This is a genomic window from Centipeda sp. (in: firmicutes) (assembly GCF_057271695.1).
This window is the reverse complement of sequence record NZ_DBHIVL010000068.1, coordinates 1-12993: the sequence shown is the minus strand read 5'-3', so window position 1 is coordinate 12993 and position 12993 is coordinate 1. Positions and strand designations below refer to the sequence as shown.

The 12993-nt window shown below is 58.4% G+C and carries 7 protein-coding genes; all 7 read right to left on the bottom strand.

Annotated features, from left to right (window positions below):
- Positions 1–49 precede the first annotated feature (49 nt).
- The 7 genes from ACO6BQ_RS09965 to ACO6BQ_RS09935 all read right to left on the bottom strand — a co-directional run bounded on the left by ACO6BQ_RS09965 (position 50) and on the right by ACO6BQ_RS09935 (position 12912).
- Complete coding sequence (locus ACO6BQ_RS09965) at positions 50–1597, bottom strand: ShlB/FhaC/HecB family hemolysin secretion/activation protein (protein WP_489120721.1); 1548 nt, start codon at positions 1595–1597, stop codon at positions 50–52.
- A gap of 254 nt (positions 1598–1851) precedes the next feature.
- A complete protein-coding gene (locus ACO6BQ_RS09960) occupies positions 1852–5640 on the bottom strand; it encodes a phosphoribosylformylglycinamidine synthase (RefSeq protein ID WP_489120720.1) in 3789 nt (1262 codons plus the stop codon).
- 291 nt (positions 5641–5931) lie between these two features.
- Positions 5932–8157, bottom strand: coding sequence for an alpha-galactosidase (locus ACO6BQ_RS09955; protein WP_489120719.1), 2226 nt, complete (start codon positions 8155–8157; stop codon positions 5932–5934).
- The gene (locus ACO6BQ_RS09950; RefSeq protein ID WP_489120718.1) at positions 8154–9200 is read right to left on the bottom strand and encodes a LacI family DNA-binding transcriptional regulator; all 1047 of its coding nucleotides are present in this window, start codon (positions 9198–9200) and stop codon (positions 8154–8156) included. Before ACO6BQ_RS09950 ends, ACO6BQ_RS09955 begins: the two co-directional genes overlap by 4 nt.
- 15 nt (positions 9201–9215) lie before the next feature.
- Positions 9216–10721 carry a UDP-glucose--hexose-1-phosphate uridylyltransferase gene (locus ACO6BQ_RS09945; protein ID WP_489120717.1) on the bottom strand — a complete coding sequence of 502 codons (1506 nt, stop codon included), beginning with the start codon at positions 10719–10721 and terminating at the stop codon, positions 9216–9218.
- 16 nt (positions 10722–10737) lie between these two features.
- Entirely contained in the window at positions 10738–11727 is a 990-nt protein-coding gene (galE, locus tag ACO6BQ_RS09940; protein ID WP_489120716.1) for a UDP-glucose 4-epimerase GalE, read from the bottom strand.
- Between the two features lie 18 nt (positions 11728–11745).
- Positions 11746–12912 (bottom strand): galactokinase, encoded by a 1167-nt coding sequence (locus tag ACO6BQ_RS09935; protein ID WP_489120714.1) that lies wholly within the window; start codon positions 12910–12912, stop codon positions 11746–11748.
- Positions 12913–12993 lie beyond the last annotated feature (81 nt).

Genomic DNA, 12993 nt, shown 5'->3' with positions numbered 1-12993 from the left:
ACGAAAAAATCTACGCCAATCTGACGGACTTCATTTTATCAGCGATTCCCTAGAAGCTCACGCTTGCCATCAGATTCCAATGGCGGCTGTTCTGCTTGTTGAGGTTCAGATTGTCCGCATCACGCAGAACCCGCGCATAGTCGAGCGAGAGCGAGAACCGATCATCCACATAGCGCACGCCGAGACCCGCACTGGCGATGCTGTCGCTGCCAAAGATCACATTGCGGTTTCGGTCGTTGCGGTTGTTCGAGAGATGTGCGTAGTCCGTGAACGCGAGGAGACGCGTATGCTTTGCGATCTCGGGGCTGTAGATCTCAAGGCTGCTCACGAACCCCTTGTCCGCACCGATCGCACGCTCATCGAATCCGCGCACGCTCATCGCACCGCCCGCACCGATCTGTTCGGCGGGAACGACGTGATCCTTCGTATGCTGTGCGTTCAGACGCACGGCTCCGACCCAGTCGCTCTTTGCACGCACCTGATAGTTCGCCCCTGCCCGCAGGAGGGTGAACTGGCTGTCCGCGCCCGGCGTGACCTTCTCATAGGATGCCCCGTCTCCGCTCACGTTCGCCGCAAGTCCGACGTTGTAGGAGAGGACGCTGTTCGCCTTGCGCTGGCTGTGCAGATAGGTGACGGAGGCGAGCATGACGCTATAATCCGTCTTGTTGTTGAACCTGCGCTCGATAAAGTTATAGCCAAAATCACTCTCCGTGCGGCGGTAACCGATACCGAAATCGAGGATGTCCTTGTTCCGCGCGGTGTAGGAGAGGAATCGCTGATAGTGCAGGTCGGCGTTCGTGCTCTTGCCGCCGATGTTCACGTCAAAGAGGCTGCCTGCACCCGTGTCATAGTTGTCAATGTTTGTGCGGCCGTGGCTGACGCTGACGGATACGGCACCATTCCACTCAGGCATGAGCTTCCGATAGGAGAGTGCACCGACCTTCACATCGCCGAAATGTCCCGGAGAGGTGACGAATGCCGCACCAAATGTATCTGCGTGTCCCGAGATGTTCGTATTGAGGTAGGTGAGTGCGGTGCGCCAGTCGCCCGTGTAGTCCGTCCCTGTGTTGCTGACCGAGAGGCGGATATGGTCGCTCTTTTTCTCCTCCACCTTGACCGTGACGCAGTATGCACCCGTGCCTGCCGGCGTGAACTCCGTCGCGAGGAGGATGCCGCCCGTGTCGTTGACGCTCTGGATCTCCTGCGAGAGCTTCCTGATATTCACGGTGTCACGCGTTAGCTCGGGCAGCAGAGCACGAATGGTCGTCTCGCTCGTCTCTCCCGCCCCCTGAACGATGACGGCACTCACGCGCACGTTCATGTTCTTCACGTCCATGTCCTTCGCGTTCTTCGCCGCTGCATCGCGGGCATCTCGCGCCGAGCGGTCAATCTCGCGCGCTGCACTGCTGCGGTCACTGTCCATCGGTGCCGCCGACACCTGACCAAGTGTCAGGAACGTGCCACCGGCGAGCAGTGCCGCTGCCAGAACTCTTGCCTCTTTTTTCTTCATGCCACCATCATCCTTTCGGAAGCGTACCTCTCTCTGCCGCATCCACACGCGCACAAGTTCAGCACACTTCGTTCCGCTTCGCCGCATGAATTCCTCTGTGCGGCGCGACATTTTACCGCATGCTAAATCATGGCTAATAAAGTTATCCACAGTTTAACATGTACTAAAATTATACCACGGTTCACCCCCCCGTCTAGACTTTCGTCCCGTCTTTTCTATTGTTTTAATTTATGAAAACAAACTATAGTTTAGAGATAAAATACGCAGAAAAGGGCTGCTGCACGAAGTTTTTTAGCTTCATGCAACAGCCCTCTCGTTATACTTTTTTGATTTCCCAAAGATCAGCGCATAAAGTAAGATACACCCGACTCAAAGATCATCTGGTTCATTTCACCGGGCACATTCTTGCTGATGTTTTCACCAATGCGCTCTGCGTGCGCCATGCGCCCGTAGATCCGCCCGTCCGGACTCGTGATGCCCTCAATGGCGTTGACGGATCCGTTCGGATTGTACGGGTGTTCGAGCGTCGGCATTCCCTTGTCGTTCACATACTGGGTCGCAATCTGTCCACGGATGCGGAGGTTCGCCACGGTCTTTGCATCTGCGTAGAATCGACCTTCCCCATGCGAGATGGCAATCGTGTGGGTATCCCCCACGCTGACTCCCGCGAGCCACGGTGAAAGGTTCGACGCGACACGCACGCGCACAGTCTGGGAGACATGACGTCCGATGTTGTTGTAGGTCAGTGTCGGCGAGTTCTCATCCAGATCGACGATTTTGCCGTATGGCAGCAGGCCGAGCTTCAGGAGTGCCTGGAACCCGTTGCAGATGCCGAGGATAAGCCCGTCCTGATCGCGCAGGAGACGCTGTACCGCCTCGGTGAGTGCAGGTGCGCGGAACATCGCCGCGATGAATTTCCCTGTGCCGTCCGGCTCGTCGCCGCCGCTGAAGCCGCCCGGCAGCATGAGGATCTGGGACTGCCGAAGCGCCGCCGCAAGCGCGGTCACGGTTTCCTCGACCGCCTTCGGTGTGAGGTTCCGCACGACGAAAATCTCGGGAATCGCCCCCGCACACTCCCATGCACGCGCGGAGTCGTACTCGCAGTTCGTCCCCGGGAATACGGGGATGCAGACGCGTGGCTTCGCAATCTTGACCGAGCTGCCAACGAATTTGCCCTGCGTATAGGGTGCATAGGTCGGGCGATCGATCTGACGCGTGATCTGCGGCACGGTCGTCGGGAATATTTTTTCCAATGGCTCCGTAAAGGCTTCCCTGACATCAGAGAGCACAATCGTATCCAGATCTGTGATGATGCTCGGCACGTCACGCGTCCTGCCGATCTCGACAGCACCGGTTCCCTTGAGATTCGCCGCGGTATCGAACGAGGAGGCGACCTCAAGCAGCATCGTGCCGTAGAGCGGCTTAAAGAGGTCATCCTGTGGAATGAACGAGGTGAACTTAAAGCCCAGATTGTTGCCGAGACACATCTTGGAAATCGCAGCTGCGATACCACCGCGTCCGACACTCATCGCAGAAAAGACCTTCTTATCCTGCACAAGCTGATGGATCTTTGCAAAGTTGGTATTGAGCCGTGAAAATACCGGAAGATCCTGTGCATCGTGCGGAACAGGCACCATGATGACTTTGTTGTTCGGGTACTTGAACTCGGGCGACAGTGCCTCGTTCGCACGCAGAGTCGCCACAGCGAACGCAACGAGGGTCGGCGGCACGTTCAGATTCTCAAACGTGCCCGACATGGAATCCTTGCCGCCAATCGCCGGTATGCCCATCTCGTGCTGTGCACGCAGGGCTCCGAGGAGCGCGGCAAAGGGCTTGCCCCATTTCTTCGGATCGGTGCCGAGACGCTCGAAATACTCCTGCAGGGTCAGACGCACCTTTGCCGCCTCGCCGCCCGCAGCGACGATCTTTGCCACTGCCTCAACGACTGCGTAGAGTGCTCCGTGGAACGGGCTCCACGTTGAAAGATTGGGGTCAAAGCCGAACGCCATTGCAGATGCCGTATTTGTCTCCCCATGACGTACGGGGAGCTTCGCGACCATCGCCTCCGAGGGTGTCAGCTGATACTTCCCGCCGAACGGCATGAGCACGGAGGCCGCACCAACGGTCGAGTCGAACCGCTCGCCCAGCCCTTTCTGGCTGCACACGTTGAGATCCTCGAGATTCGCAAGCCACATATCCTCAAGCACGCGTCCCGCCTTTCTGACAAGCGGGGGCAGCTGCTGGATATAGGGAGCCTTCTCATGCGGCGATTCCACAATGACACGGACGTGCTGACGGACGCCGTTCGTCGCAAGAAAACCGCGCTCAATTCGCACGATTTCCTTGTCGCGCCACTTCATGACGAGACGGGGCTCTGCGGTCACGACAGCAACTTCGGTCGCTTCAAGATTCTCCGCATCCGCATGACGCAGGAATGCAGGAACATCCTTCGGTGCGAGCACGACCGCCATGCGCTCCTGTGACTCGGAGATCGCAAGCTCCGTGCCGTCGAGCCCCTCGTACTTCTTCGGCACGGCATCGAGATTGATCGTCAGCCCGTCGGCAAGCTCACCAATCGCCACGGCAGCGCCGCCCGCACCGAAGTCGTTGCACCGCTTAATCATGCGGCTGACCTCGGGACTCCGGAAAAGCCGCTGAATCTTGCGCTCCGTCGGCGGGTTGCCTTTCTGCACCTCTGCGCCCGATGTGGTGAGAGATGCCTCCGTATGCTGCTTCGAGGAGCCCGTCGCACCGCCGATGCCATCGCGGCCTGTCCGCCCGCCAAGGAGGACAATGACATCCCCCGCAGCAGGACGCTCACGCACGACCTGTGCGGCGGGTGCAGCACCGATGACCGCACCGATCTCCATGCGTTTGGCAAGGTAGCCCTTGTGGTAGACCTCGCGCACCTGTCCCGTCGCAAGTCCAATCTGGTTGCCGTAGGAGCTGTATCCCTCCGCTGCGCCGAGCGTGATTTTCTTCTGCGGGAGCTTTCCGGGCAGCGTCTCCTCAATCGGCGTACGCGGATCGGATGCGCCCGTCACGCGCATTGCTTGATAGACGTAGGAACGCCCCGAGAGTGGATCGCGGATCGCGCCGCCGAGACAGGTCGCCGCACCGCCGAACGGCTCAATCTCCGTCGGGTGGTTGTGCGTCTCGTTCTTGAACATGAGGAGCCAGTCCTCATCTTTTCCATCCACATCGACGGTCACGCGGATGCTGCACGCATTGATTTCCTCGGACTCATCGAGATCCTTCAGCTTGCCCTCTGCGCGCAGCGTCTTCATCCCGATGACGGCGATGTCCATGAGCGTCATATCGCGTTTGTCGCCCGCATAGACCGCCCTGCGATCATCCGTATACTGCTGATAGGTCTCGATGATCGGCAGGGAGAAAAACCCGTTCTCGATATTCACGGCATCAATCGCCGTGGTAAATGTCGTATGCCGGCAGTGATCCGACCAGTAGGTATCAATGACGCGCAGCTCCGTAATCGTCGGGGCACGGTGCTCCGTGTCGCGGAAATACTGCTGCACGAACGCGAGGTCTTCCTCGCTCATCGCAAAGCCGTGCTCTCTGTGGAACTGTTCGAGCTGCCCCCGCGAGAGCTGGTTGAACTGCGCGAGAACCTCCACGTCCATCGGCAGCACAATGCGGCTCTCCAGTGTGGCAGGCGTTGCAAGCGATGCCTCACGACTTTCCACCGTATTGATGAGATATGCTTTGATCTGCTCAAACACACGATCATCAATTTTCCCAATCAGAACAATGACACGCGCCGTCCGCACATCGGGACGCTCCCCCTGTGTCACGAGCTGCACGCACTCCGCCGCTGCTGCTGCCGTCGGGTCAAACTGCCCCGGCAGGGGCTCAATCGCGAACATACGCGCATCGGAAAAGAACGGCAGTACATCCTCATAGACCGTATCAACCGGTGGATCGGCAAAAACGATGTTTCGTACCTGCGCGAACTCCTCGTCGCTCAGTCCCTCTACGTCATAGCGTGTAATGATGCGCACGGCACGCAGATCCGTCAGGCGAAATGTCTCCACCAGATCGTCACAGAGCCGCTGTGCGGGAATATCGAAGAATCCCTGACGTTTCTCTACAAAGATTCGTTTGACAGCCATAGGAAGCCTCCTTCTTGAACGCCATTTCCCCACGTTCTATTTTATCGGAAGTTAATGGAATATGCAAGGGAATCGCTGATAAAATGAAGTCCGTCAGATTTGCGCAGATTTTTTCGTTCGAACGAGGAAGCAAACCGGACGCATAGCAAGGGCTATGTGGAGGATTTGCAGGCATTGTTCGGGCAAAAAAGATGCGCTAAGATGGCGCGGCTGAATTTATCAGTGTTTCCCACAATTGATTCTGCATACAAAAACGGGTATCCGCAAAGATACCCGTCCCACTATGAAAAACTATTCAACTGCCTTCAGCACATAGATGCGCGAATCAAAGTCTGTGGTCAGTCCATTCTCTGCATTCGGCTCACCCGCCGTACCGTCCGTCGTGATGAGTCCGTAGTTCATCAGCTCATCGCCGTAGCAGCATGCACCGCTGCGGCTGTTCTCGTAGAGCGCATCCGGCAGAAGCCCCGCAAGACGTACACGCTCGAAGCGGTAGTTCACACGGTTCAGCGTGCGGTACCAGCCGACGATCGCCGTCTTTTTGTCCGCGCTCACGCTCATCCACACCGTTACATTTCCCTCAAAGGGACTTTGCAGACGGTAGAATGTGCCGAACTGGAGGATCTCACGGTACTCCTTCATAAAGACGACCTGCTCCTTGACCTCGGCGATCTCCTCCGCAGTCAGCTTGTTGAGATCGAGCTCATAGCCAAACGTCCCAAAGTACGCCGTATTCGCACGCGTATGCAGCGGAGTCATGCGGTTGACCTGATGGTTCGGGACAACGGAGACATGGCTGCCCATGCTGCTCACGGGGTAGCACATGGATGTTCCGTACTGGATCTTCTGCCGCTCAACGGCATCGGAGTTGTCGCTCGCCCACGTCTGCGGCGCATAGTAGAGCATGCCGGGATCGAAGCGGTTGCCGCCCGAGGCGCAGGACTCAAAGAGCACATGGGGGAAGTTCGATGTCAACCGCTCGTAGAGATCATAAAGTCCGAGGATGTAGCGATGGAACACCTCGCCCTGCTGGTCGGCGGGCAGCGCGTGCGACCAGCACTCCGTGATGCTGCGGTTCATATCCCATTTCACATAGGAGACCTTGCCGCTCGCGAGAATCGCCTCCATCTGCCCGTAGATATGATCGACCACATCCTTACGCGAAAAGTCGAGCACGCACTGCGAACGTCCGAGCGACTTGCGACGCCCCGGCACGGAGAGCACCCAATCGGGATGGGCACGATAGAGGTCGGAGTCCTCATTGACCATCTCGAGCTCAACCCAGATGCCGAACTTCATGCCGCGCTCCTCGATCTTCTCCGCGAGACCGTCAATGCCGTTCGGCAGGCGGTCGCGGTTGACCGTCCAGTCCCCAAGTCCCGCATAGTCGGACGTGCGTGCGCCGAACCAGCCGTCGTCGAGCACGAAGAGTTCGATGCCGCACTCCGCCGCCTTGTCCGCGATTGTGAGCAGCTTCTCCTCCGTAAAGTCGAAATACGTCGCTTCCCAGTTGTTGATGAGGATGGGACGAACCTTTTCGCGCCACTGCCCGCGCACAAGACGCTTTTGATAAAGACGATGATAGGTCTGACTCATGCCGTTCAGCCCCTCATCCGACCAGACGAGCACCGCCTCGGGTGTCTGGAACTCCGTACCAGGTTCAAGTTTCCAATCGAAATCCGTGCTGTGAATCCCCGCTTGCAAACGTGTGACACCGTGGTTGTCGACTTCTGCGAGCATCTCGAAATTGCCGCTGTAGACGAGGCTCATGGCGAGCACCTCGCCCTGCGTTTCTGTCGTTCCACGCCGCAGGAGTGCCGCAAACGAATTGTACTGCCCCGAGGAGTGCCCGCGGCGGCTGCCGATTGCCGTGATACCCGTTGCAAGCGGACGGATCTCGACGTGACGCTCACGCGTCCACGCCCCCGTCAGCTCCATCCAGTCGTATTCCGTATCGGGCAGGTCAAGCGACATGCTCATGACCTTCTGCAGGTGCAGCACTTCCTTGCCGTCGTTGCAATAGCGCACACTGCGCGCAATCGCACCGCCCTCGGCAAAAATTGTATAGAGGAGTTCCGCACGCAGCCCCGTGACCGCATCCTTCACCTCAACGATGAGGGTCTTTGCCTCATCGTCCGACTCCACGTAGGTCGCGGGCAGACCCGCGAGCTTCGGCTTGCCATCCACGATACGATGCGCTGTGTACTGCATATCAAGGATGCGGCTGCCGTTCTCCTGCAATACGTTCAGCGCGGGACGGCGAAAATCCGACGAGCCGTAGGTCGGCAGCTCCTGCCGAATCGCATCCAGAGAGTAGTCACGACAGTCCGCAAAGACGCACGCCGTCATGCCGCGATGGACGCGCTCAAAGAGATGCTCAAATCCTGCGCGGTCGCGCAGCACTTTTCCGTAGTAGAGCGATCCAAGCCCGCCGTGCGGCAGCACCATGAAGATGTAACTGATGGAATCGTTAAAGAGATGAAAGACCCTACCTTTCTCATGATAGATAATATTCATTTATATCCCCCTTCGATTGGTTGTTCGTTTTCCTCCACGCGAAAGCCCGTCGTTTCACGTTCAACCACGGTATTCGCAAGCACGACATTCTCCGTCACGTCCTCCTCGATCTGCTTCAGCATGAGGCGTGCCGCCTCCCGCCCGAGATCACCCATATTCTGGTCGATGGTTGTGAGTTGTGGTGCGGTATACTGGCTGAGTGCCGTGTTGTCGTAGCCGATCACCGAGATGTCCTGCGGCACGCGCCGCCCCATGCGCTGACAGGCGTTGACCGCCCCCATCGCCATGAGATCGTTGCAGCAGAAGATCGCCGTCGGTTCTAGGTCGAGCATCATATCCATGAGGATGAACATGGTATTTTCCACCGTCTCGATACGATTGCCCTCGCCGACGTTTACAATGTCCTCCGGATGAAACGCCCCGCGCTCCCGCATGATCTCACGGTAGACCTTCTCCTTGATGCGGTAGGAATCACTGTTCTCGCCCTGCACAAAGAGGATGCGCTCATGCCCATAGTGAAAGAGATGCTCGAGTGCCGCACGCGCCCCGCCGCGCTGATCGCTCGTCACATACGAGATGCCCGCGCGTTCGCGCTCGCTGTTGACAAAGACCAGAGGCAGACGCGCCGCCGTATTCTCGTAGAACTCCGAGACTGCCGTCTCCGTATTTGGACTGACGACGATAACGCCCGAAACATTGCGTGTGATGAAGTCCCGCACACACTCCTCCTCGCGCGCCGCATCGTTCTGCGCACACGCGAGGAGCAGAGAGTACGAGCTCTGCCGCAGATACTCCTCGATGCCGTCGAGTACCTGGGCAAAGAACATATTGTCAAAACTCGGTACGACGACGCCGATGCTCGAAGAACGCTGCGTGTTCAGCTCGCGTGCCTGCAGATTCGGCACATACTCCAGTTTCTTGATGGCGTTCTCCACCTTGAGCCGAGTCTTTTCACGCACGGGATAGTTCCCGTTCACGACGCGCGAAACCGTCGCGACAGACACGCCCGACTCCTTCGCCACATCAACGATCGTCGCTTTCATTCTCTCTTCCCCCTGTTACACGCCCGCTATGCTTTCAATCCAGCGGTCAAACGCCGCCATCCCCGCCGCGTCACGCTTGAACACACCCGCGTGCGTGAGCACCTCCAGGAACACCTTGCCGATCTCGTCGCGCAGAATCCCATCGACATTTCCCTCCGTGACCGTCGTGTGCGCTGCACGTACCGAGCGATACCAGTCCGCATGCTTATCGATGTCCGCGATGCCCGCGATGTCCGCCGCTCCCCGCAGCAGTTCCGCACGGATCTGCTCCATCTCCGATTTGAGACGCGCGGGCAGGATCGCTAGCCCCAGTACTTCGATCAGGCCGATGTTCTCCTTCTTGATGTGGTGCACCTCCGCGTGCGGGTGGAACAGCCCAAGCGGATGCTCCGCCGTCGTGCGGTTGTTGCGGAACACGAGATCGAACTCATAGTCCGCGCCGCGCCGCCGTGCAATCGGCGTGATCGTATTGTGCGGCGCATCCGTCTCCGCAAGAATGTCTGCGGAGGCATCGCTGTATGTGCGCCATGCCGCGAGAATCGCCGTCGCGAGATCGATGAGTGCCCCCTTGTCGGAGGACGTGAGCCGCAGCGTCGACATCGGCCACTTCACACGCCCCGCACGCACCTGCGGATAGTGCGCAAAGGTATATTCCTGCTCCACCGCCGCACGTTCCATCGCAAACGTATAGCGTCCGCCCTGATAGTGGTCATGCGAGAGAATCGAGCCACCCACGATTGGCAGATCGGCATTTGACCCCGCGAAATAGTGCGGGAAAAGCTCAAGAAACGCCGCCAGATTCTCGAACGTCTCACGCGAAATCGCCATCGGCACATGATCGTTGTTCAGCACGATGCAGTGCTCGTTGTAGTAGGTATAGGGGGAATACTGCAAAAACCACGGATGACCCGCAAGATCCAGAGGAATGAGACGATGCGTCTCGCGTGCGGGGTGGTTCACACGCCCCGCATAGCCCTCGTTCTCGCGGCAGAGCAGACACTTTGGATACCCCGATGCCTTCGCGAGTTTCGCCTTGGCAATATCGCGCGGATCCTTCTCCGGCTTCGAGAGGTTGATCGTCACGTCGAGATCCCCGAACTCCGTCGCCGTTTTCCACGCGATATTCTTGTCGATGCGCGCCTTGCGGATGTAGTTCGAGGCGATGCTCAGCGCATAGTAGTAGTCCGTTGCCTCACGCGGCGATTCTTCATAGTATGCGCGGAACGCACGCACAACCTCGGATGGGCGCGGCATCACACAGTCCATGATGCGCGTATCGAAGAGGTCGCGCTCGTCCGTCGTGCCTTCGATCAGCCCCTTCTCTGCAGCGTAGTCGAGCATACACTCCAGAATCGGCGTTGCCGTTTCAAGCGTTTCATCCACCTCTTCGGGCACATAGTCCTCGACGTGCAGCACATCAAGGAGGCGGTTCGCCGCATAGACCTCGTCCTCGGGCGCAATCAGTCCCTTCTGACGGGCAAAGTGCAGGAGGCGGCTGATTTCATGCTGAATGTCACACATGATACATCCTCCCGTCCTAGTCCTCATACCCGTGCGGATGGCTCTCATGCCATTTCCACGCCGTCCCGATCACCTGCTCCACATCCGTGAACTGCGGCTTCCATCCAAGCACGGTACGCGCTTTCTCGCTCGACGCAATGAGCTGTGCAGGATCACCCGCACGGCGTGCACCGATCTCCACCTTGATGGCGCGTCCCGTCGCCTTCTCTGCCGCCGCGATTATCTCCTTCACCGAGAATCCCTGCCCGTTGCCGAGGTTGAAAATGTCGCTCGTGCCGCCCTTTCTGAGGTATTCGAGCGCAAGCACATGCGCATCCGCGAGATCGACCACATGGATGTAGTCGCGCAGACACGTCCCGTCCGGTGTCGGGTAGTCGTCGCCGAACACCGTGATATGGTCGCGCCTGCCCGTCGGCACTTGCAGGATAAGCGGTATCAGATGTGTCTCCGTCTTGTGATCCTCGCCGATCGAGCCATCGGGCAGTGCGCCCGCCGCGTTGAAATAGCGCAGAGAAACATAGCGCACGCCGTTCGCGCGGCTCACCCACTTCATCATCTTCTCCATCGTGAGCTTCGTCTCGCCGTAGGTATTCGTCGGGCAGGTCTCGTCGTCCTCGTGAATCGGCACACGCTTCGGCTCGCCGTAGGTCGCCGCCGTCGAGGAGAAGACAATCTTGTCCACGCCGTGCCGCACCATCGCCTCAAGGAGCACCTGCATCCCGTAGACGTTGTTGTTGAAGTAGAGCAGCGGCTTTTCCATGCTCTCGCCGACCAGCGAATTTGCCGCGAAATGAATGACCGCCTCGATCTTATTCTCCGTGAAAATCTTGTCGAGCACCGCAGCGTCGCGAATATCGCCCTCGTAAAATTTCGCCGCAGGGTTCAGTGCGCCGCGATGCCCCGTCTGCAGATTATCGACAATGACGACCTGCTCGCCCTTTTCGACGAGCGCGTGCACGGCATGGGAGCCGATGTAGCCCGCACCGCCGCAAACCAAGATAGCCATGAGTATGCTCCTTTCACCTTACAGGCGGCGTGCGCCGTCCGCAATATTCGCCACATAGAAGCTCGGTGCATAGCCGATCTTCGCCGTATACGCCTCTGCAACATTCTTCTCGAATGAGGGAATCGCCTCGTCGCGCACAATACTGACCGTGCAGCCTGCAAAGCCGCCGCCCGTCATGCGTGAGCCGAGCACGCCCTCCTGCTGCCACGCAAGTTCCGCGAGCGTATCCAGCTCCTTGCCCGTCACCTCATAGTCGTCGCGCAGGGAAACGTGGGAGTCGTTCATCAGCGCACCGAAACGCCTCACATCGTTCTTCTCAAGCGCCTCCACCGCTTCGAGCGTGCGGCGGTTCTCGTAGACCGCATGGCGTGCGCGTCTGCGCTCGACCTCATCCTCGATTACGGCGGCATTCTCATCGAACTCCGCGTTTGTCAGCTCGCCGAGGGATTTGATCGCCTTCACCTTCTGCAGTGCCTTGAGGGCTGCCTCGCTCTGCATCCGACGCTCGTTGTACGCCGACGTGACAAGACTGTGCGCCTTGTTCGTGTTCGTGATGACAATGCTGCACCCCTTGAGGGCGAGCTTGCTGTAGCGGTACGCAAGCGTGTTGCAGTCGAGGAGAATCGCACAGTCCTTCCTGCCCATGCCAACGGCGAACTGATCCATGATGCCGCAGTTCATGCCGACAAAGATATTCTCCGCCTTCTGTGCGAGCTTCACGAGTTCCACCATGTCGATGCCAAGCCCGAGTTCGTCGTTCAGGATAACCGCCATCAGCACCTCAATGGATGCCGAGGAGGAGAGTCCCGCACCGTTCGGGAGATTGCCGTAGAACAGGATGTCAAAGCCATGCGCCGCTGCGTGTCCCGCATCCTCCATCATGCGCACAACGCCGATGGGGTAGTTTGCCCAGCCATAGGCATCCGTCTTCACCGCGCCGTGCATGGGGAACTCCACCACGCCCTGCTCCGGCAGATTCATCGAGTAGAGCCGCGACACGCCGTCCGTGCGCGGTGCAACGAGCGCGTACGTACCGAGCGAGATCGCGCACGGGAAGACATGGCCGCCGTTGTAGTCCGTATGCTCGCCGATGAGATTCACGCGCCCCGGTGAGAAATATGCGTGTGTGTCCGCCGCGCCGAACTTCTCGCGAAACACTTCGTTCATCTCGTCCAATATCGCCATCGTCTGCATCCTCCGTTCATCTTTGGGTAAGGAATCGCTGATAAAATGAAGTCCGTCAGATTGGCGTAGATTTTTTCGTCC

What these genes read in the sequence shown, in the direction of transcription:
- ACO6BQ_RS09965 (WP_489120721.1), bottom strand. Translation starts at nt 1,597, where the DNA reads ATGCGGCGAAGCGGAACGAAGTGTGCTGAACTTGTGCGCGTGTGGATG.
- ACO6BQ_RS09960 (WP_489120720.1), bottom strand. Translation starts at nt 5,640, where the DNA reads ATGGCTGTCAAACGAATCTTTGTAGAGAAACGTCAGGGATTCTTCGAT.
- ACO6BQ_RS09955 (WP_489120719.1), bottom strand. Translation starts at nt 8,157, where the DNA reads ATGAATATTATCTATCATGAGAAAGGTAGGGTCTTTCATCTCTTTAAC.
- ACO6BQ_RS09950 (WP_489120718.1), bottom strand. Translation starts at nt 9,200, where the DNA reads ATGAAAGCGACGATCGTTGATGTGGCGAAGGAGTCGGGCGTGTCTGTC.
- ACO6BQ_RS09945 (WP_489120717.1), bottom strand. Translation starts at nt 10,721, where the DNA reads ATGTGTGACATTCAGCATGAAATCAGCCGCCTCCTGCACTTTGCCCGT.
- galE (WP_489120716.1), bottom strand. Translation starts at nt 11,727, where the DNA reads ATGGCTATCTTGGTTTGCGGCGGTGCGGGCTACATCGGCTCCCATGCC.
- ACO6BQ_RS09935 (WP_489120714.1), bottom strand. Translation starts at nt 12,912, where the DNA reads ATGGCGATATTGGACGAGATGAACGAAGTGTTTCGCGAGAAGTTCGGC.